At 69.0% G+C, this 20354-nt stretch carries 19 protein-coding genes, 1 other RNA gene and 1 pseudogene; 16 read left to right on the plus strand and 5 right to left on the minus strand.

Annotated elements, in window-relative coordinates; all coding sequences use genetic code 11:
• Positions 1-74: 74 nt before the first annotated feature.
• The gene (gene hisN, locus LCL87_RS12410; protein WP_225019913.1) at positions 75-845 is read right to left on the minus strand and encodes a histidinol-phosphatase; all 771 of its coding nucleotides are present in this window, start codon (positions 843-845) and stop codon (positions 75-77) included.
• Between the two features lie 32 nt (positions 846-877).
• Complete coding sequence (locus LCL87_RS12415; RefSeq protein ID WP_225019915.1) at positions 878-1669, minus strand: hypothetical protein; 792 nt, start codon at positions 1667-1669, stop codon at positions 878-880.
• 113 nt (positions 1670-1782) lie between these two features.
• Here LCL87_RS12415 and prfB point away from each other — a divergent pair, with 113 nt between their 5' ends.
• The 6 genes from prfB to smpB all read left to right on the plus strand — a co-directional run bounded on the left by prfB (position 1783) and on the right by smpB (position 6553).
• The gene (gene prfB / locus LCL87_RS12420; RefSeq protein WP_225019917.1) at positions 1783-2886 is read left to right on the plus strand and encodes a peptide chain release factor 2; all 1104 of its coding nucleotides are present in this window, start codon (positions 1783-1785) and stop codon (positions 2884-2886) included.
• 6 nt (positions 2887-2892) lie between these two features.
• Positions 2893-3795: a mechanosensitive ion channel family protein gene (locus LCL87_RS12425; protein ID WP_225019919.1), complete on the plus strand. Its 903-nt coding sequence runs from the start codon at positions 2893-2895 to the stop codon at positions 3793-3795.
• A complete protein-coding gene (locus LCL87_RS12430; protein WP_225019921.1) occupies positions 3792-4271 on the plus strand; it encodes an Rv3103c transmembrane domain-containing protein in 480 nt (159 codons plus the stop codon). Before LCL87_RS12425 ends, LCL87_RS12430 begins: the two co-directional genes overlap by 4 nt.
• Before the next feature lie 62 nt (positions 4272-4333).
• Entirely contained in the window at positions 4334-5023 is a 690-nt protein-coding gene (gene ftsE / locus LCL87_RS12435; protein WP_225019923.1) for a cell division ATP-binding protein FtsE, read from the plus strand.
• A 60-nt stretch (positions 5024-5083) separates the two neighbouring features.
• Positions 5084-5989, plus strand: a complete 906-nt coding sequence (gene ftsX / locus LCL87_RS12440; RefSeq protein WP_225019925.1) for a permease-like cell division protein FtsX — start codon at positions 5084-5086, stop codon at positions 5987-5989.
• 87 nt (positions 5990-6076) lie between these two features.
• Positions 6077-6553 carry an SsrA-binding protein SmpB gene (smpB, locus tag LCL87_RS12445; protein WP_225019927.1) on the plus strand — a complete coding sequence of 159 codons (477 nt, stop codon included), beginning with the start codon at positions 6077-6079 and terminating at the stop codon, positions 6551-6553.
• Between the two features lie 68 nt (positions 6554-6621).
• On the opposite strand, the gene LCL87_RS12450 is transcribed toward smpB, so the two are convergent.
• Together LCL87_RS12450 and LCL87_RS12455 are read right to left on the minus strand one after the other, a co-directional pair.
• The gene (locus tag LCL87_RS12450; RefSeq protein ID WP_225019929.1) at positions 6622-8691 is read right to left on the minus strand and encodes a membrane dipeptidase; all 2070 of its coding nucleotides are present in this window, start codon (positions 8689-8691) and stop codon (positions 6622-6624) included.
• Between the two features lie 133 nt (positions 8692-8824).
• Positions 8825-10030, minus strand: a complete 1206-nt coding sequence (locus tag LCL87_RS12455; RefSeq protein WP_225019931.1) for a lipase family protein — start codon at positions 10028-10030, stop codon at positions 8825-8827.
• A gap of 223 nt (positions 10031-10253) precedes the next feature.
• Here LCL87_RS12455 and ssrA point away from each other — a divergent pair.
• The 10 genes and pseudogenes from ssrA to LCL87_RS12505 all read left to right on the plus strand — a co-directional run bounded on the left by ssrA (position 10254) and on the right by LCL87_RS12505 (position 19832).
• Positions 10254-10625: a transfer-messenger RNA gene (ssrA, locus tag LCL87_RS12460) on the plus strand.
• Between the two features lie 87 nt (positions 10626-10712).
• Positions 10713-11684, plus strand: a complete 972-nt coding sequence (gene pip / locus LCL87_RS12465) for a prolyl aminopeptidase (RefSeq protein ID WP_225019934.1) — start codon at positions 10713-10715, stop codon at positions 11682-11684.
• Between the two features lie 510 nt (positions 11685-12194).
• A pseudogene (locus LCL87_RS12470) lies at positions 12195-13325 on the plus strand (thioesterase domain-containing protein); the annotation flags it as partial.
• Positions 13312-13746, plus strand: a complete 435-nt coding sequence (locus LCL87_RS12475; protein WP_225019936.1) for a GyrI-like domain-containing protein — start codon at positions 13312-13314, stop codon at positions 13744-13746. The pseudogene LCL87_RS12470 and the gene LCL87_RS12475, both read left to right, overlap by 14 nt.
• Before the next feature lie 41 nt (positions 13747-13787).
• Positions 13788-14417: an alpha/beta hydrolase gene (locus LCL87_RS12480; protein ID WP_225019938.1), complete on the plus strand. Its 630-nt coding sequence runs from the start codon at positions 13788-13790 to the stop codon at positions 14415-14417.
• A gap of 25 nt (positions 14418-14442) precedes the next feature.
• The gene (locus tag LCL87_RS12485; RefSeq protein WP_225019940.1) at positions 14443-15735 is read left to right on the plus strand and encodes an FAD-dependent oxidoreductase; all 1293 of its coding nucleotides are present in this window, start codon (positions 14443-14445) and stop codon (positions 15733-15735) included.
• Positions 15732-16475 carry a DUF1365 domain-containing protein gene (locus LCL87_RS12490; RefSeq protein ID WP_225019942.1) on the plus strand — a complete coding sequence of 248 codons (744 nt, stop codon included), beginning with the start codon at positions 15732-15734 and terminating at the stop codon, positions 16473-16475. Before LCL87_RS12485 ends, LCL87_RS12490 begins: the two co-directional genes overlap by 4 nt.
• Positions 16475-17752: an SAM-dependent methyltransferase gene (locus LCL87_RS12495; protein ID WP_225019944.1), complete on the plus strand. Its 1278-nt coding sequence runs from the start codon at positions 16475-16477 to the stop codon at positions 17750-17752. Before LCL87_RS12490 ends, LCL87_RS12495 begins: the two co-directional genes overlap by 1 nt.
• Positions 17749-19044: an SAM-dependent methyltransferase gene (locus LCL87_RS12500; RefSeq protein WP_225019946.1), complete on the plus strand. Its 1296-nt coding sequence runs from the start codon at positions 17749-17751 to the stop codon at positions 19042-19044. The genes LCL87_RS12495 and LCL87_RS12500 overlap by 4 nt, the downstream gene beginning before the upstream one ends.
• Positions 19041-19832: a DUF1295 domain-containing protein gene (locus tag LCL87_RS12505; protein ID WP_225019949.1), complete on the plus strand. Its 792-nt coding sequence runs from the start codon at positions 19041-19043 to the stop codon at positions 19830-19832. Before LCL87_RS12500 ends, LCL87_RS12505 begins: the two co-directional genes overlap by 4 nt.
• On the opposite strand, the gene LCL87_RS12510 is transcribed toward LCL87_RS12505, so the two are convergent.
• A complete protein-coding gene (locus LCL87_RS12510) occupies positions 19802-20344 on the minus strand; it encodes a GNAT family N-acetyltransferase (RefSeq protein ID WP_225019951.1) in 543 nt (180 codons plus the stop codon). The two genes, LCL87_RS12505 and LCL87_RS12510, sit on opposite strands and share 31 nt — an antisense overlap.
• Between the last annotated feature and the right edge of the window lie 10 nt (positions 20345-20354).

Here is a 20354-nt window from a genome sequence, read left to right on the forward strand (position 1 = left end):
ACTTATCGCTGCTCCGGGGCCCCGAATTCGAGCGACAAGTGCGCAAAACGCGGGGGCCGGGGAATCAGCTGGACTCAGCGGAGGCGGGTGAGGACCTCGTCGTGCAGCAGTCCGTTGGTGGCTACGGCGCTGCCGCCGTGCGGGCCGTCGGCGCCCTCGAGGCTGGTGAACCGTCCGCCGGCCTCACGCACCAGAACGTCCAGCGGTGCCAGATCCCACAGCGACACCTCGGGCTCGGCCGCGATCTCGAGGGTGCCCTCGGCGAGCAGACAGTAGGAGAAGAAGTCGCCGTAGCCGCGGATGCGCCACACGTCGTCGGTGAGATCGACGAACTGCTCGCGGATGCCGCGGTCCTTCCACCCCGACAGCGACGAGAACGCCAGGCTCGACGACGCCAGATCACCGACCGCGGACACCGACAGCTTGCGGGGTTCGCCACCGTCGAACGACGTCCATGCGCCCGCACCGGCCGACGCCCACCAGCGGCGGTTCAGTGCCGGTGCGCTCACGACACCGACGACGGGGACGCCGTCCTCGAGCAGTGCGATGAGGCTGGCCCAGACGGGGACCCCGCGGACGAAGTTCTTGGTGCCGTCGATCGGGTCGATGACCCACTGCCGGCCCGCGAACTTCGCGTCGCCGCCGAACTCCTCGCCGAGGACGTCGTCGCCCGGACGCTCGACACCCAGCACGGCCCGCAGCGCGCGCTCGACCGCGAGGTCGGCGTCGGACACCGGCGTGAGATCGGGCTTGGAGTCGACCCGCAGATCCAGCGCGCCGAAACGGGCGCGGGTGATGGTGTCGGCTTCGTCGGCGAGACGCAGGGCGAGTTCGAGATCGGTCACCGGTCCGACGCTACTGCACCCGACAGGCGGCCTCACCAGCTGTGGTGGCAGGTGCCGCAGGTCCACGACGGCGTGTCCGGTCCCACACAGCACCCGCCCATCGACACCCACGGTGCGAACCCGCGCGGCCCAGGGTCGGGCGGAAAGCCCATGCACATCATCGCCGTCGTGTGCGCCGCACAGTTCGGGCACGGCGGGTGCAGCGAGAACCGGTAGTCGACGTAGTTGGTGAACCCGGCGGCGGTCATCTCTTCGACGCAGGATGCGCACAGCACCGTCGACCAGTCCGGGCGGGCGCCGGGCTCGGAGAAGAAGGGCGCCGCGTGGAGGTGAACCCTCCGACGAGAGATCGGATCCCCGAGATGCAGGACGCCGTGGCAGCCGTCGCACTCCGGTGATCGGAGGGTGAGGAGCAGTTGAGCGTCGGCGGCGGAGCCCGGCGGGGCCGGCAATTGCAGACCTGGGTGTTCGTCGATCAACGCGAGCAGGACGTCCGCGACAGCGTGCGGGAGAGGGCCCGGACAGGTGGGGAGCGCGACTCCCGCCCACTGTTCGACCGCGTCCACCGGCGGGAACCCGCTCGTCGTCCACCGCTCGCCGACGGCGATGCCGTCGTCCTCGATCGCGTCGACCCTCTCGACACACAGCAGCAGGCGTGGATCGGTGTCCAGCACCGTGACGACGAGATCGCCTGTTCGGATGCCGTCACCGAGCCGCCACGGCTCCTCGTCCGGGGAACCGAATCCCAGGAACCCGGCGGCCGCGTCGAGCCACGGATCGCCGACCACCAGGTGCGCGCGGCGGCCTCGGCCTCGTGTGATCATGCGGACAGGATGACGTAGGTCACCGACAATTCCGTGGCACTCCGGTAGGGGACGATCGTGTTGTGGCCGGTGCAACGTCGGACGCGGCGATTCACCCGGTAGCCTGGATAACTGTGCATCCTGACGTTTCCGCTGACCTCAACGAGCTCGACACCACTCTGACCACGGTCGAGAAGGTTCTCGATATCGAGGAGCTGCGCCGCCGCATCGACGAACTCGAACACCAGGCGTCCGATCCGGAGCTGTGGAACGACCAGGAACACGCGCAGCAGGTCACCAGCCAGCTGTCGCACGCGCAGTCCGAGCTGCGTCGCGTGGAGGAACTGCGCTCGCGCCTCGACGACATGGCGGTGCTCTACGAGCTCGCCGAGGAGGACGGCCCCGACGCCGTCGCCGACGTCCACGCCGAGCGGGCGCAGCTGCGCACCGACATCGAGGCGATGGAAGTCAAGACGATGCTCTCGGGCGAGTACGACGCGCGTGACGCGCTCGTCAACATCCGCGCCGGCGCCGGTGGCGTCGACGCCGCGGACTGGGCCGAGATGCTCATGCGCATGTACATCCGCTGGGCCGAGAAGCGCGGCTACGGCGTCGAGGTCTACGACACTTCCTACGCGGAAGAGGCCGGCATCAAGAGCGCCACCTTCGCGGTCAAGGCGCCCTACAGCTACGGCACCCTGTCGATCGAGATGGGCACGCACCGCCTGGTGCGGATCAGCCCGTTCGACAATCAGGGCCGCCGTCAGACCTCGTTCGCCGAGGTCGAGGTGCTGCCCGTCGTGGAGACCACCGACCACATCGACATCGACGAGAACGACGTCCGCGTCGACGTCTACCGCTCGTCCGGCCCGGGTGGCCAGTCGGTCAACACCACCGACTCGGCGGTGCGCCTGACGCACGTCCCCACCGGCATCGTCGTCACCTGTCAGAACGAGAAGTCGCAGCTGCAGAACAAGGTGTCCGCGATGCGGGTCCTGCAGGCCAAGCTGCTCGAGGTCAAGCGCAAGGAAGAGCGCGCCGAGATGGACGCCCTCAAGGGCGACGGCGGCAGCTCGTGGGGCAACCAGATGCGTTCGTACGTCCTGCACCCGTACCAGATGGTCAAGGACCTGCGGACCGAGTACGAAGTCAACAACCCGTCCGCCGTCCTCGACGGTGAGATCGACGGATTCATCGAGGCCGGCATCCGCTGGCGGATGAGCGAAAACCAGTCCTAAGGCCCTATGCAGACCACCAATCTCGCCCTGTCCTTCGGGCCGTGGGATCAACTGCGCAACTGGCTGCAGGCCACCGGCCTGCCCGTTGTGCTGACGATCCTCGGCGCGCTGATCATCGCCCGCTTCGTCGGCTGGGCCGGTGGCCGCATCACCAAACGGATCGACGACAACTATCAGCAGGGCGACGCGCTGGTGCGGTCCGAGGCGACCAAGCACCGGCACTCAGTGGCGCAGGTGATCACGTGGGTCATCATCACGATGGTCTACGTGCTCGCCACGGTGAAGGTGCTCGGCCAGCTCGACATGCCGCTCGGCAGCCTCGTCGCCCCCGCTACCGTGCTCGGTGCCGCGCTCGGCTTCGGCGCGCAGCGCGTGGTGCAGGACATCCTCGCCGGGTTCTTCATCATCACCGAGCGGCAGTACGGCTTCGGTGACACCGTCCAGATCGCGATCACCGGTTCGTCGACGGACGCGGAGGGCGTGATCGAGGACGTGACGCTACGCGTGACCCGCATGCGGAACGCGGACGGCGAGGTCATCACCGTCCCCAACGGGCAGATCGTGAAGGCCGTCAACCTGTCGAAGGACTGGGCGCGCGCCGTCGTAGACGTCCCGATCCCGGCGACCGCCGACATCAACCGCGTCAATGACATCCTGCACCGCGTGGGTGTCGACGCGTACGCCGACAAGGCACTGCGGCCGCTGCTGCTCGACACCCCGTCGGTCATGGGCGTCGAGAGTCTCGAGGTCGATCAGGTCAGCATCCGGGTGGTCGCCCGCACGCTGCCGGGCAAGCAGTTCCAGGTGGGCAGGGCGCTGCGCGTCCGGGTCGTCACCGCGCTTCGGAACGCGGGAATCACGGTCGCCGCGGAACTCGAGACCGACGCGGTGGGAGGTGATCCGGAATGAGTGCCGAGGACAAGTTGGCGAGGCTGTGGCAGCGGATCCCCCGCAGGCTGTTCGGTGGCCGGATGCGCACCACGACGGTCGTCATGTGCCTGCTGTGGGTGGGCCTGGCGATGCTCAACGGGCAACTGAACGAGGAAACCAAGACCGACTCCAACCAGCCCGCCCAGACGAGCAGCCAGCGCGACGACCGCCAGTACCAGCCGCCCGCGGTGGACCCGTCGACGGAGATGTCTACGTCCACCACGCCGTCCGAGACCGCGACGTCGTCGAACCCACCGTCGTCGACGGAGACGAGCCGGCCGAGCGGGCAGACGACCACGACGACGGCTCCCGGCGCCGGCCGCGAGACGACGACGACGGAACGAACCACCGATCGGCAGCCGACGACCACCACCGAGCAGGTGCAGCAATCGGAGCGGCCGACCGAGACCACCTCGGGCACCGAGTCGACGACCAATCCGAGCCCGGGCGGCTGATCCGGCCTGCGGGCGCGTCGTTACCCAAGGTCACTGTTCTATAACGGCTAGACTGGCTTCCCGTGATCAGCGTCAAGGATGTCTCCAAGTTCTACAAGGCCTCCACCAGGCCCGCCCTGGACAAGGTGAGCGTCGAGATCGACAAGGGCGAGTTCGTCTTCCTGATCGGGCCGTCCGGATCCGGCAAGAGCACGTTCATGCAGCTCCTGCTCAAGGAGGAGACGCCCACCTCCGGCGACATCTACGTCGCGGACTTCCACGTCAACAAGCTGTCGGGTCGCAAGGTTCCGAAGCTGCGGCAGAGCGTCGGCTACGTGTTCCAGGACTTCCGCCTGCTGCCGAGCAAGACGGTGTCGCAGAACGTGGCGTTCGCGCTCGAGGTGATCGGCAAGTCGCGGTCGGTGATCGAGCGGACCGTCCCCGAGGTGCTCGAGCTGGTGGGTCTGTCCGGCAAGGCCGATCGTTTGCCCAACGAGCTGTCCGGCGGTGAGCAGCAGCGCGTTGCGATCGCCCGCGCGTTCGTGAACCGGCCGCTGGTACTGCTCGCGGACGAACCCACCGGCAACCTCGACCCGGACACCAGCGCGGACATCATGCTGCTGCTCGAGCGGATCAACCGCACCGGCACCACGGTGCTGATGGCCACGCACGATCACCACATCGTGGACTCGATGCGCCGACGCGTCGTCGAGCTCGACCTGGGCCGCGTGGTCCGAGACGAAGCGCGGGGCGTGTACGCCGTCGGCCGTTAGGCCCCGACGGCACACCCCAGCCGAACCGTTCGACCAGACGACGTAAGGACTCCCTCCCCGATGCGTGCCAGCTTCATCTTCAGCGAGGTCTTCACCGGCCTGCGCCGCAACATCTCGATGACCGTCGCGATGATCCTCACGACCGCGATCTCGCTGGGGCTGTTCGGCGGCGGCCTGCTCGTCGTGCAGATGGCCGACAAGACGCAGCAGATCTTCCTCGACCGCGTCGAGGTGCAGCTGTTCCTCACCGAGGACATCTCGGCGTCGGACCCGGACTGCGTGCAGGACCTGTGCCGCGGCATCCGGAACGACCTCGAGAACACCGACGGCGTGGTCGCGGTGCAGTACCTCAATCAGGACGACGCCGTCGCCGACGCCACGGACCGCGTGTTCAAGGACAACCCGGAACTGGCGTCGCTGGTCAGCGCCGAGAGTTTCCCGGCCTCGTTCAAGGTCAAGATGAGCGACCCCGACCAGTTCGCGTTCATCAACGCCGACTTCTCGGCCCGACCGGGCATCGACAGCATTCTCAACCAGCGCGAGCTCGTCGACCGGCTGTTCAGCGTGCTCGGCGGCATCCGCAACGCGGCCTTCGCGATCGCGATCGTCCAGGCGATCGCCGCGATCTTCCTGATCGCCAACATGGTTCAGGTTGCCGCGCTCACCCGCCGAACCGAGGTCGGCATCATGCGGCTGGTCGGTGCCACCCGTTGGTACACGCAGCTGCCGTTCCTGCTCGAGGCTGTCGTCGCCTCACTCATCGGTGCGGGGCTGGCGATCGCCGGCCTGTTCACCGCGAAGGGTCTGTTCGTCGACGACATGCTCGGCGAGATCTACGACGCGAACATCGTGGCGCGGATCTCCAACAGCGACGTGCTGCTGGTCTCCCCGTTCATCGTGATCGTCGGCGCCGGCATGGCGGCGATCACCGGGTACATCGCGCTCCGTCTCTACGTCCGGGACTGACGCGATAGGTAATCGGCTTGCCGGCGCTCCTATGCTGGAGTGGTACGACGAATGTGACAGCGGATCGACGACAGTGAGGGCCCGCACGTGAAAGAGAAGGGCCGCAAGGTCATCGCGTCCAACCGCAAGGCGCGACACAACTACACCATCATCGACACCTACGAGGCCGGTGTGGCGCTCGTCGGTACCGAGGTGAAGAGCCTGCGCGAGGGCAAGGCATCGCTGGTGGACGCGTTCGCGACCGTCGACGACGGCGAGGTGTGGCTGCGCGGACTGCACATCCCCGAGTACACGCAGGGCACCTGGACCAACCATGCACCGCGTCGTACCCGCAAGCTGTTGCTGCACAAGCGTGAGATCGAGCACCTGGTCGGCAAGACCCGCGAGGGCAACCAGACGCTGGTGCCGCTGTCGATGTACTTCTCCGACGGCAAGGTCAAGGTCGAACTCGCCCTCGCGAAGGGCAAGCAGGACTACGACAAGCGTCAGGATCTGGCCCGACGCACCGCCGAGCGCGAGGTCACCCGTGAGCTCGGACGTCGCGTCAAGGGCATGAGCCGCTGACGTCGCAACAGTCGAGGTGGTAGCGGTGGCCGCCGCGTGAGGGGTGAACGCGGCGGCCACCGCAGCTTCTAGCGGGCGACGCGCTCCCACATCTGCAGGTACGCCTCGGCCCCGCGCGACATGTCGTCGATGAACTGGGCACCGTCCGCGCCCGCGAACACCCGCATGTCCTCGATCCAGTCCGGGATCATCCCGTACTGCGCCAGGCCGTCGGTGTTGAAGTCGAACGTGCGGGTGCCCGCGCGCTGCTGCTCCATCACGGTTCCGCCGTCGAACGTCGTGAACGGGTACTCGACGAACCGCGCGCCGTCCTTGTGGGGCGCCGGCTGCGACCCGAAGCCGTTGGTGTCGGCTCCGAACCCGTAGCCGAAGTAGTACCGCTCGTCACGGTCCGCGCGGGCCGAGCGCCACTCCTTCACGAAGTTCTCCGACGGCCCCGCGTACGACGCCACGAACCCGCCGAGCTTGTAGATGCGCGGGTAGTTCGACGGGTCGGTCCAGCCGTGGCTGGACACGACACCCGAGTACTGCGCGTCCTCGAGGATGTTCAGCGCCGCGTCGGCGGTCTTGACGCCCATGTGGTCGATGTCGACGATCATGCCGCGCTGCATCATCGCCCGGATCGCGTACTCGCCGAGCGGGGTCAGACCGCGGGCGTTGCACGCGTCACCCTCGGGGTACACGGGCAGGCTCACGCCCGGCGGTAGCGACTTCGTCAGCTCGGCGGTGGCCTGGTCGACGTTGCCGATCGGGTTGTCCTTCGCGACGCCGGTACACGGCTCGGCCTTCCAGAACTCGCCGGTGCCGATGAAGTTGCCGATGTTGACCGCGATACCGGTGATGCTCTCGTCGAACCGCACGCCGCCGAAGGCGTTGTCGAACTTGTGCGTCAGGATCACCTGCCGGACACCCATCGCGTACAGCTCGTCGAGGCCGGCGTCGATGTCGCGCTCGTCGCACTGCGGGACTCCGTTACGCAGTCCGCAGCCGAACGGCTCGGACACCTCGATACCGAGCGTAACGGCGAGCTTGCCGGACGCCGCCACGGCCCGCGCCTGCTCCGGGGAGCTGACGATCCGGAACCAACCGCGGCCCGGGCCGCCGTACTGCGCGTCCACGTAGTCCTGGATCTCGTGCGCCTGCCGGGCCTCGAGTCGGGCGGTCTCCATCTCGTCGCACGGGTTGCTGCGCAGCGGATACAGCTCGCACAGCACGCGATTCGACACCAGCAGGTTCGTCATGATCCGCTGGCCACCCCGCCACGCGCGCTCGACCCAGCGGTAGTACATCTGCTCGTGCGTCATCGAGTCGTACGACGGGACGTCGGCGAAGCTCGGCCACATCGTGGTGTCGTGCGACTCGAACGGGCTGCCGTGCGAGAGGACGTTCTCGAGCAGCGCGGGCAGACCGTCGGGCTTGTGGTCCTCGCAGTCCTGCAGCGCGACCGTGACGCCGAGCGGTGAATAGGGCTCGCCGCAGCGAATCTCGCCGCCGATGAACTCGTTGGCGTTCATGTGGACGTGTGCGTCGATGAAGCCGCGGACCTCGTCGGGGGAAGTGGTGAGCGGAACCCCGCGCGCACCGACCTCGGCCTCGGGGAAGTCGGCGCAGCCGTTCGCGGGCTCGAGACGGAACCGTCCGGCCTCGGGATCGTGTCCGGGATCGGTCACCGTGAGCCGGCCGTCGGCGCGGTTGACGCCCAACTGCTTTCCGTTGGTCGTCGAGGTCGCGGTGTAGGCGCCGTCGGTGAACGTGAGCGTCCAGTCGGTGGCCGGCGTGGGCTGCGGCGCGGCGAACGCGCGGCCCGGCTCGCCCGCGATCAGTGCGGTGTCGTTGCCGAGGAAGAGGAACCGTCCGAGTTGGGCGGCCTGCATCCGGAACTTCGTGGCCCCGGCGGCGTCGGCGCCGACCCGGTAGCCGTCACCGTCGCGCACGACGAAGCCCGGATTGGTCTCGGACGCGACGGCGTAGCAGTTGCCGGCGAGCCCGTAGACCGGATCGGTGGGCGGTCCGGGGTCGGTGGGATCGGGGGACAGCGGCACCGACACGGCAATCGCGGTCCCGGCAAGCGCGAACGCGAGCGAGGCGCCGAGCGCCGGGAGCAGTCGGCGGCGAACGAAAGTGGAGCGGACGGACATTCGGGGGTCCCCTAACAAGCGCACTCGTCTTCAGACGGGGAGGTTAGGGGAAGCTGAACGGCCGTCCAGGTGCTTTCGCGGACAAATCCCGAGGAGTGGACATATACGATTTGTTGGCCGACGTAAATGCTGCTCAGCAGTCCGTGGGGGCGGGCACCCCGGCGAAGCGATCCTTGAGATACAGGAAGGCCTCGGGCAGTCCGACGATCGCGTTCGTCATGTGTTCGGCGATGGGATACCCGCGGAAGACGAGATTCGCGCCGGCCTTGCAGTAGCGGTCGGCGGTCCTGGCGACGGACCCGAAAGGTGTCAGTCCGTCCGTCGACCCTTGCCACATGAAGACGGGGGCGGTCGGGATGCCGGGGTAGTCGACGAGGCTGTTCTCGCGCATCACGGCGCGCACCCGCTCGTCCTGCAGCAGGCTCGTGGACTTGGCGACCTCGCTCACGCCGTGCAGCAGACCCTTCGCGATGATGATCGTGCGGCACTCGTCCTTGAGCTCCTCTCGCAGCCCGAGCCCCGACGGGGTGAGCTGGTCGCCGATCGGCAGCCGATCGGGGTACTCGCGTTCGAGACCCACCGCGGCGGCGAAGCCCAGCCCGAATCCCGGGTGTCGGTCCGCCAGGCCGAGCCCGACCGCCATCTCCTCGATGTCTGCCGGCACGCCGCCCTGTGCGACGCCCGCGAGCTTCACGTCCGGGGCGTACGTCGGGTTGAGGGCCGCCGCCCACGCGGTGGCCATGCCGCCGCCCGAGTAGCCGGCGAGTGCGACGGGGCTGTTCGCCAGCCGCAGTTCCGGCAGTCGCTTGACCGCGCGGACGCCGTCGAGGGTGATCATGCCGCCGAGCTTGGCGGCGCCGTAGGCGCTGTTGGGGCCCAGGTGGTCGGGGATCGCGACCGCCCAGCCCTGCGCGAGGGCCAGGGGCAGCCCGAACACGTCCTTGATCTCGCCGGTGAACAGCGCGGCCGACGGCGCGCACTTCAGGCCGAGCGAGTTGACGATCGCCTGGTACGACAGCACGGGCATGTCGGTCGGCGAATTGACCGGCTTGATCACCGTGGTGACCGCGGGGATCGGGTCGCCCGACGAATTGGTGGAGCGGTACTTGATCTGCCACACCTCTTGGCCCGGGGCGAGCCACGTATCCGTGCGGCGGACCTCGAGCACGTCTCCCGGAGCCTTGGTTGCGATGTCGGCCGGGGCCGCATAGAACGGGTCGACGTAGGGCGTCGGATAGGCCGGCGCGGCCCCCGCCGCCGGCGCGGTGACCGTGCCCGCGGTGACGGCGGCTAGAGCGAGTGCGGCAATGCCCACGAGTCGGCGCGCGAACGACGTCATCCCAGTTTCCCCCAGAGAGTGTCGAGTGACGAATGTCACCGAAAGTCCGTCCCGGGGCCAGACACTAACGGAATGAAGTGCACCTGAAGGGCGAAACGCGTGGATGTGGCTCGGGGTGGCGGCGGGGCCGGCGGCGATCCTGGAACGCGGACCGGAAATTGGGATGATTCCCGCCGACGCACGGGTTAGAGTAAGTAGCCCCATGAAACACGTGGGGACGTACGGGGCTGAACGGTTTCGACTGCGTACGTTGAGTTAGGGGAAGCGTGTCGGTGCAGGCAAGAGACCACCGTAAGCGTCGCTGCAAACCAATAAGCGCCGATTCCAATCAGCGCGACTACGCCCTCGCTGCCTAAGTAGCGACTGCGTGTCTGTCAGCCCGGGTGTGCCCTCGCCCCGGATCCTGGCATCAGCTAGAGGGCTCTACCGTTCCACTCGGTCGCGGAGTGGGTCGGGACAACCAACAGCGACTGGGATCGTCATCACGGCTTGTTCGCGAGACCGGGAGATCCAAGTAGAGACATAGCGAACTGCACACGGAGAAGCCCTGACAAAGCGGCGGAGGACCCGGGTTCGATTCCCGGCAGCTCCACTGAGAAGGGGCCCGATCGGAAGACCATTCCGATCGGGCCCCTTTTTCATTGCCGAAAAGTCCCGAAGGTCCGGCTGGCACACTCGGCCCATGGTTACGCGCTACCCGTCGATCGAGCCGTTCGACACCGGCCTGCTGGAGGTGTCGGACGGCCAGCACCTGTACTGGGAGAGCATCGGAAACCCGGACGGTGTCCCGGTGGTCTACCTGCACGGCGGCCCCGGCTCGGGCGCCGGCCCCGGCAGGCGTCGGCTCTTCGACCCGAGGGCTTTCCGTGCCGTGCTGTTCGACCAGCGCGGCTGCGGCCGTAGCCTGCCGCGCGTCGACGATCCTGCGGTCGACCTGTCGACCAACACCACCGCACACCTGGTCGCCGACATCGAGCGACTGCGCGAGCACCTCGGGATCGAGAAGTGGATCGTGGTGGGTGTGTCCTGGGGCGTCACCCTCGGACTGGCATACGCGCAGGCGCATCCGGACCGGGTCATCGCGATGGCGCTGGGCGCGATCACGTCCGATCCTCGCCGTGACGTCGAGTGGATCACCCGCGACATGCGACGGATCTTCCCGCGTGAATGGGAGCGCTTCGTCGAGCCGGTCGCCGTGGACGAGCGGGGCGGCAACCTGGCGGCGGCGTACGCACGCTTGCTCGCCGACCCCGATCCGTCGGTCCGCGAGCACGCGGCCGTCCGCTGGTGCGAGTGGGAGGACGCCCACGTCTCCCTCACCCCGGGCTGGACGCCGGACGCGCGCTATCGGGATCCGACGTTCCGGATGGTCTTCGCGCGCCTGGTCACCCACTACTGGGGCAACGACTGCTTCCTCGCCCCGAACCAACTGTTGGACGGTATGCACCGGCTCGCCGACATTCCCGCCGTTCTCGTGCACGGCCGCTACGACGTGTCCGGCCCGCTCGCCATCGCATGGGACCTGGCCCGGCTGTGGCCGGGCAGTCGACTGGTCGTCGTCGACGACGCCGGCCACGGCGGGGGAAGCTTCACCGAACATCTCGTCGCCGCGATCGACTCGTTCGCGCATCAGGGTGACCGGACCGCCTCGTAGCGCCGAATCCAGGCGGATCCCCGTCGAGGCGCGATCACCCGTGCCATGATCGGTCGCGTTCGAGTCCGGTCAGGGGGAAACACCGGACTTCATCCGTTTGGTGGCGGTAGCTCGGCCCGGCGCGGGTCGCGCTGCTGCGGGGAGGGAAACCGAATGACGAACGAGAGCAGCGCCGGCGAAGGCCGTTCGATGCTGGGGGACTACGACTTCGGCGTGCACAGCGTGGCCTTGTCGGACGGCCGGTAGGCGTGGGAAGTGCCAGTGTCGGTCGCGGCGACGCTCGACGATGTCGTCAGAGCGGTTGCAGGTCAGGTACTTACCCGGGTCGGCGAGGTGCAGACGAGCGTGCTCGCTGATCTACCGGCGACGGGTTCGCTCAACGTGCTGGTGCAGCCGCACCTCGGCGGCGCCTCGATTCGGATTCACTGCAGGGCAGACGGTACCTCGCCGACGCACGTCAATGCTGCCGGCTTCGCGTTGCTGTGCGATGCCGTTGTCGCGTCGGTGGAGGAGACTCCGGCCGAGTCCGGCGAGGTCGATGTGCCGCCGCGCGATGCGGCGGAGCGTCTGACGTTTGCGTCGTGGGCGGTGGTGACCGGCAAGGCGGCGAGGGGCATCTTCGGGACCTTGCCGATCCTGGACGACGGGTCCGCGGAGAAGCTGGCGGCGCGTCTGACGAAGCGATCGGGCGGGGAGATCACCGTCGATGACGTGCGTGATGCGGAGACCATCGAGCAGTTGGCGGAGACGGTGCGTCGGCATCTCGAGGACGGCCTGAAGATCGACGGCCTGGTCCGCACGCTGCGGCCGCGGGCCGAGGGCTCGGATGCGGTGCCGGTGTTCGTGTTCCATCCGGCGGGTGGCTCGACGGTGGCGTACGAGCCGCTGCTCAAGCGTCTGCCCGCGCACACGCCGATGTTCGGTCTCGAGCGGGTCGAGGGCCCGATCGACGAGCGCGCCGCGGCATACGTGCCGCTGCTGCGCGAGATCCAGGGCGACGGCCCGTACGTGCTGGCCGGTTGGTCGTTCGGCGGCGCGCTGGCGTACGCCGTGGCGAAGCAGCTGCGAAAGGGCGGGGCCGACGTTCGGCTGGTCGGCCTGATCGACACCGTCATGCCGGGCGAGAAGGTCGAGGACACCCCGGACGAGATCCGGGCCCGCTGGCAGCGCTACGCGAAATTCGCGAAGAAGACGTACGGCGTCGACGCGCCGCTGCCGTTCGATCGGCTCGCGGCGGCGGGTAGCGACGAGGAGCAGATCGGGATCCTGATGGACCTGCTGAGGATGAGCGGCTCCGAGATTCCCAGCGGCATCATCGAGCACCAGCGCACGTCGTGGCTCGACAATCGCGCCATACCGACCACCGATCTGGAAACGTACGACGGCGACGTCGTGCTCTACATGGCCGAGACCTACCTGGACGATCAGATCGCGCTCGAGCCCGCCTTCGGCATCCGTCAGCCCGACGGCGGTTGGGGTGAGGCGGTCGAGAAGCTCGCGATCGTCCACGTGCCGTGCGATCACATCCAGATCGTCGACGAACCGTACATCGGGATGGTGGCGACCGACCTGAGTTCACGCCTGGCGAGTTTCGGCAGCCGGGCCCGATCGGGGCAGGTGAACGCCAGTGCAGATCGTTGACAGAGCGGCCCTGACGATCGTCGGCATCGAGGTGGTCGCGCCGTTCCCGGAACTGTCCGTGGTCGTTCCACAGGCGTGGGCGCGTGTCTTCGCCCGACGCCATGACCTGCCGTCCGGATCCGACGGCGTCTTCGTCGAGTTCAGTACGGACCTCGGCGGCGGTGACTACCGGGAGATCCTCGGCGTGGTCGTGGACATACCGCCGGTGTCGCTGCCAGAGGGATGGAGTTCGGTCGGGGTGCCGGCGGGCAGGTACCTGCACCATCGTCATCTGGGCGACGAGGCATCGATCGGCGACGCCTTCGCGGCTATGTACAGGCGTGCCGAGGTCGAAGACCTCGATCCCGGTCCGCGCAAGGTGGACGTCGGCTATCGGCCTGACCACTTCGGTCCGCACGATCTGTACCTCGAACTGATCTAGCCTTCACCCATCCGTCGGCTGGTCGCTTCCGAATACCGGGCATGCCGGTACGGAAACGAGCGAGGAACGGTGAGGGCGGGGCGCCGTCGCTGATCGTGTTGGTGCTGCCGGGCGGCAAGGTCCGCGACCGGCGTCGATCCCGGCGCTGGCAGGCCGCCGACCTGCGGATGCGACTGTTCACGTCGATCCTGCGCCGGGGATGCCCCGACGCCCGGGTGCGGCAGGTGCGCTACCGCCTCCGGGGCTGGAACGGTGCCGACAGCAGTCCGGTCCACGACGTCCGCGGGGTGCTCGACGACCTGCGACCGGCTGGTGTCTCCGTGGTCCTGATCGGGCATTCGATGGGTGGCCGGGTCGCGGCCGCCGTCGCCGATGATCCATCGGTGTCCGGGGTACTCGCTCTGGCCCCGTGGTGGCCCGACGGCGAGGGTGCCTGCATCCCGACCGGCGTGCGGATGGTCGTCGTGCACGGCACCGCGGACACGTGGACCGACCCGGCGGTGTCACGGAAACAGGCCGTGCTGGCCCGCGCGCGGGGTGTCGACGCTCGGTGGATCGGCATGCCGGGAGCGGGCCACACGATGCTGCGCAATCCGGGACGGTGGCATCGGATCGCGATCGATTTCGTCCGCGACCAATCGCGCCGCCGGACGTCTCCGAATGTCTCGTGAACACCGGACACGAGGAGGGGCACGGATGAGCGGCGGTCGAAGTGGCGACGGACGGCGGAAGGTCGCGGTGGTCGGCTCCGGGGTGGCGGGGCTGACGGCGTCGTGGGTGCTGGCGAAGAGCGCCGACGTGACGCTGTACGAGGCCGACGCCAGGCTCGGTGGCCACGCCGACACCCACCGCGTGGTGTCGCCGTCGGGTGAGGCGCTCGCGGTCGACACCGGCTTCATCGTCCACAACGACCGCACCTACCCGACGCTGCTGCGCCTGTTCGCCGAACTCGAAGTGCCGACACAGGAATCGGACATGAGCATGTCGATCCGGTGCGACGGCTGCGGGCTCGAGTACGCGGGCGGACAGGGGCTGAGGGGCCTCGTACCCACGGTCGGCGCGGTGCTGCGCGCCGAATACGTGCGAATGCTGCTCGAGGTCAGGCGCTTCCACCGCGCCGCGCGGGAGCTGCTCGCGACCGACGAGGATTCCGACGACCGGACCCTCGGCGATTTCCTCGCCGACGGCCGATTCTCGCCGTACTTCACCGCGCACTTCATGACACCGCTGGTCTCCGCGGTGTGGTCGTGCGATCCGGCCACCGCGCTGCGCTACCCCGTGCGCTACCTGTTCACCTTCCTCGAGCATCACGGAATGCTCAGTGTCGGCGGCTCGCCCACGTGGCGGACCGTCCGGGGCGGCAGTGGCGAGTACGTGCGCCGGGTGGCCGACACCGTCGGCGAGGTGCGGGCGGCGACGCCGGTGCGCGCGATCCACCGCCACGCCGACGGGGTCGAGATCCGCGACGCCGCCGACGAACTGCGCCGCTTCGACGGCGTCGTGATCGCGACGCATCCCCAGCAGGCGCTGAAGATCCTCGCGGCGCCGACACCGCTGCAGCACGAGGTCCTCGGCGCGATGCCGTACTCGGTCAACCACACCCAGTTGCACACCGACGAATCGGTGCTGCCGCGGTCGGCGCGGGCGCGGGCGTCGTGGAACTACCGCATACCATTCTGCGCCGCGCGGCCCGAGCAGGTACTCGTCAGCTACGACATGACGCGGCTGCAACGCCTGCCGGACACCGGGGAGCGCTACGTCGTGACGTTGGGCGACGGCGACATCGTCGACCCGGGCCGGGTGATCGACACGATGGTCTACGAGCACCCGCAGTACACCCCGGCCTCGCTCGCCGCGCAGCGCCGGCTGCCGGAGCTGAGCGACGATGTCGTCGCGTTCGCGGGGGCGTACCACGGCTGGGGATTCCACGAGGACGGCGCGCTGTCGGGTCTGCGCGCCGCACAGCGACTGGGAGGGCAGTGGACATGACCGCGCCGCCGTTGCCGTCGACTCCGGCGATCTACCGGACGACGATCAGCCACGTGCGAACCGCGCCGCTGCGCAACGCCTTCCGCTACCGCAGCTACAGCTGGCTCGTCGACGTCGACCACCTGCCCAGGCTGCCGCGACTCCTCGCCCCGCTCGCCGGATTCGCCTCCGCCGACCACCTCGGTGACCTGTCGCGGAGTCTGCGGCAGAACGTCGACGCGTTCCTCGCGGCGCACGGCATCGACCTCGAGTGCGGGAAGGTGCTGCTGCTCACCAACGCCCGGGTGTTCGGCTACGTGTTCAATCCGCTCAGCGTGTTCTGGTGCCACGACGGCGACGGCCGCCCGGTGTGCGTGATCGCCGAGGTGCACAACACGTACGGCGAGCGGCACTGCTACCTGCTGCGCCCCGACGAGCGCGGCAACGCGCGGGCGGCCAAGGAGTTCTACGTCTCGCCGTTCAACGACGTCGACGGCGAGTACCGCATGCGCCTGCCCACACCGGGTGCCGCGCTGCGGATCGGGATCTCGCTCGAGCGTCCCGGACAGCCGCCGTTCGTGGCGACCGTGGTGGGCGAGCGCCGAGATGCGACGGCGCGGGAGGTGCTGCGCGCAGCGCTCACGGTCCCGATCGCGCCGCTGCGCGTGGCCGTGCAGATCCGGTGGCAGGGGATTCGACTGTGGGCCAGAGGCTTACCCGTCCGGCCGCGGCCGGCGCATCGACGACAGGAGGCAGTGTGATGACCGCGACCGTGATCCCGACCCGGCGGCCCGTCGACCGGTGCTCGTGGGGAGACCTGCACCGCGCGCCGACCGGGATGCGTGCCCGCGTCGCCGGACGCGTGGCCGACGGCCTGTTCCGGCACGCGGTCTCGCGACTGCCGGTACGGGTGCAGTTCCCGGACGGCACCGTGCTGGGCGATCCGTCGGCGACCGATCCGCCGGTGATGGTGGTGCACCGCCCGGACGACTTCGCGGCGCGGGTGGGGGAGAGCGGGCTGATCGGCTTCGGCGAGTCGTACATGGCCGGGGACTGGTCGGCGCCCGATCTCACCGCGGTCCTCGAGGTGTTCGCCGCGCGGGCGGCGACGCTGATTCCCCGTCCGCTGCAACGACTGCGCGGCATGGTGATCCCGAAGCCGCCGGGCAGCGAGAAGGGCACCACCCGCAACACCCGGGCGAACATCTCCCGCCACTACGACCTGTCCAACGAGCTGTTCGCGCTGTTCCTCGACGACACCCTCACGTACTCGAGCGCGCTGTTCGGCGACGACGTCGAGGAACCCGTATGGGACGACCTGGCCTCGGCGCAGCACCGCAAGATCGACCGCCTGCTCGACGGCGCGGGCGTCGGGGAGGGCAGCCGGGTCCTCGAGATCGGCACGGGCTGGGGCGAACTCGCGATCCGGGCCGCCGCGCGCGGTGCGACGGTGCGGTCGGTGACGCTGTCCACCGAGCAGCAGGACCTGGCCTGCAAGCGGATCGCGGAGGCCGGGTACGCCGACCGGGTGCAGGTCGACCTACTCGATTACCGGCAGGTCGACGGCCGGTACGACGCGGTGGTGTCTGTGGAGATGATCGAGGCGGTGGGACACCAGTTCTGGGGTACCTACTTCCGGACCCTGGATCGGCTGGTGGCGCCGGGTGGCCGGGTCGCGATCCAGGCGATCACGATGCCGCACGACCGGATGCTCGCCACTCGCAACACCTATACGTGGGTGCACAAGTACATCTTCCCCGGCGGGTTCCTGCCGTCGGTGCGGGCGATCGAGGAGATCACCGAGCGGCAGACGAGTCTGCGGGTGCGGCAACGGTTGTCGATGGGCGACCACTACGCGCGGACACTGCGGCTGTGGGACGAGCGGTTCGCGGCGCAGGCGGACGGCGTCACCGAGCTCGGCTTCGACGACGTCTTCCGCCGCATGTGGCACTTCTACCTCTGCTACTCGGAGGCCGGTTTCCGGTCCGGCTACCTCGACGTCCAGCAGTTCGTCCTCGACCGTAGGGAGGCCCGATGACCACGGCCCCGACGCGCACGCACACCGGCATCGCGCACGACATCGCCGCAGTCCTCGCACCGCTCGTGGGCGGTGACCTGCCGGTGCGACTCACCGCGTGGGACGGCAGCACCGCCGGTCCGCAGGACGCACCGCCCGTGGTGCTGTACAGCCCGAACGCGTTACGGCGCATGCTGTGGCACCCCGGCGAACTCGGCGCCGCGCAGGCGTACGTGACGGGGGACCTGGACGTCCTCGGCGACCTCGACGGCGCCCTCACCCACGTGTGGGAGGTTGCGCGGGAACGCGGACTGCACGGCGTCCGCGTCACCCCGGCGCTGCTCGCCCGGGCCGCGCACCTGGCGCGTCGGGCCGGCGTGTTCGGGGCGCCGCCGTCGCCGCCCGCGTCGCAGGCCCGGGTGCGCGGCCGCCTGCATTCGAAGGTCCGCGACCGCGCCGCCATCCGTCACCACTACGACCTGTCCAACGAGTTCTACGGACTGATCCTCGACCCGCACATGGCGTATTCGTGCGCGTACTGGAGGTCGGACGATCCCGGCTACACCCTCGCGGACGCGCAACGCGACAAGCTGGACCTGGTGTGCCGCAAGCTCGGACTGGACCGGCATCCCGGACAGCGCCTGCTCGACGTCGGCTGCGGGTGGGGTTCGCTGAGCCTGCACGCCGCCGCCGAGTACGGCGCCCACGTCGTCGGGGTGACGCTGTCCGGCGAACAGAAGCGGTTCGTCGACGAGCGGATCGCCGAGCGTGGTCTCGGCGACCGCGTCGAGATCCGCGTGCAGGACTACCGCGACGTGCCGGATCGGGCGTTCGACGCCGTCGCCTCGCTCGAGATGGGTGAGCACGTGGGCAGGCGCAACTACCCGGTGTACGCGCGGGCGTTGCGCGACAACGTCGTCCCCGGCGGACGGGTCCTGGTGCAGCAGATGTCGCGCACCGGTCGGCACCCCGGGGGCGGCCCGTTCATCGAATCCTTCATCGCGCCGGACATGTTCATGCGCCCGGTCGGCGAGACCGTCGCGCTGTTGGAGGACTCCGGCCTCGAGGTCCGGGACGTGCACGCGCTGCGGGAGCACTACGTCCGCACCGTCGCCGCCTGGTACCGGACGTTCGAGTCCCGCTGGGACGACGCGGTCGCGATGGTCGGCGAGGAGGTGGCCCGGGTGTGGCGGCTGTACCTCGTCGGCGGCGGAATGGCGTTCCGGGACGGGCGGATGGGCGTCGACCAGATCCTCGCGGTCCGGCCCGGGGGAACGGACCTGCCCGATCGGATGGAATGGACGGCGCGATGAACGGTTTCGACTGGGGCGGTTTCGCGCTCGTCACGATCACCAGCCTGGTCGCCGCGGCGATCCTCATGGTCGTGACGGCGGCGTTCGGCTTCGCGCGGGGCCGGCACAACGTGGTCGACGTGTCGTGGGGTGCCGGCTTCGTCGTCATCGCGCTCGTCGCGGCCGCGTTCGGTGACGGCGACGCGTGGCGGCGCTGGCTGCTCGCCGCACTGGTCGCGGTGTGGGGGTTGCGCCTGGCGTCGCACATGGCGCGGCGCACCAGCGGCAAGGGCGAGGATCCCCGCTACGAGAAGCTGCTCGACGACGCCGGCGGCAACCGAACCCTGACCGCGATCCGCAAGATCTACTTCACGCAGGGCGTCGCGCTGTGGTTCGTCTCACTGCCCGTCCAGGTCGCCGCCGTCACGCACGGAGGTGTCGGGGTGTTCACCGTCCTGGGTGTCGCGGTGTGGTTGGTGGGCTTCGTGTTCGAGTCGGTGGGCGACGCCCAGATGTCGGCGTTCAAGGCTGATCCCGCCAACCGCGGCACCGTCATGGACCGCGGACTCTGGGGCTGGACCCGGCACCCCAACTACTTCGGCGACGCGTGCGTGTGGTGGGGCATCTTCCTGATCGCCGCGCAGACGTGGCCGGGAGTCCTCACGATCCTCTCCCCGCTCGCGATGACGTACTTCCTCGTCTACGCCACCGGCGCTCGCCTGCTCGAGCAGCACATGGCGCAGCGCCCCGGCTACCGCGACTACCAGCAGCGCACCGCCTATTTCGTGCCGAGGCCGCCGCGAACCTGACCGCTCATCGCCCGCTGCATGAGGATGGTGTCGACCGGCGTCTCGTGCTTGAAACCGACACCGGACAACCGGCCCGCGACCACGAATCCGCGGCTGCGGTGCAGATGCAGCGAGCTCGATTCGGGCGCATCGGTTTCCGACGTCAGGACGGCGATCACCTCACGGATCCCGCGGCGGGCGCACTCGTCCAGGGTGTGGTCGAGCAGCGTGCCGCCGAGGCGTCGTCCGGTGGCCCACGGCGCCAGGTAGATCGACTCCTCGACGCAGTACCGGTACGCCGAACGTGTCTTCCACGGCGCGCAGTACGAGTAGCCGGCGACGCGTCCGTCCACCTCGGCGACGAGGAACGGCAGGCCGCGTTCGGCGAGCGTCCAGTACTTGCTGCTCCATGCGCTGCGGTCGGGCGGTGTCTCGTCGAGCGTGACGGTGGTGGTGGCGACGTAGTGGCTGTAGATCGACGCGATGTCGGCCAGGTCGGCGGGCCAGGCCGGACGCACTGCGTTCTCCGACACGACTGCCTCC

It is taken from the genome of Prescottella equi (assembly GCF_020171745.1).
GTDB classification, from domain to species: domain Bacteria; phylum Actinomycetota; class Actinomycetes; order Mycobacteriales; family Mycobacteriaceae; genus Prescottella; species Prescottella equi_A.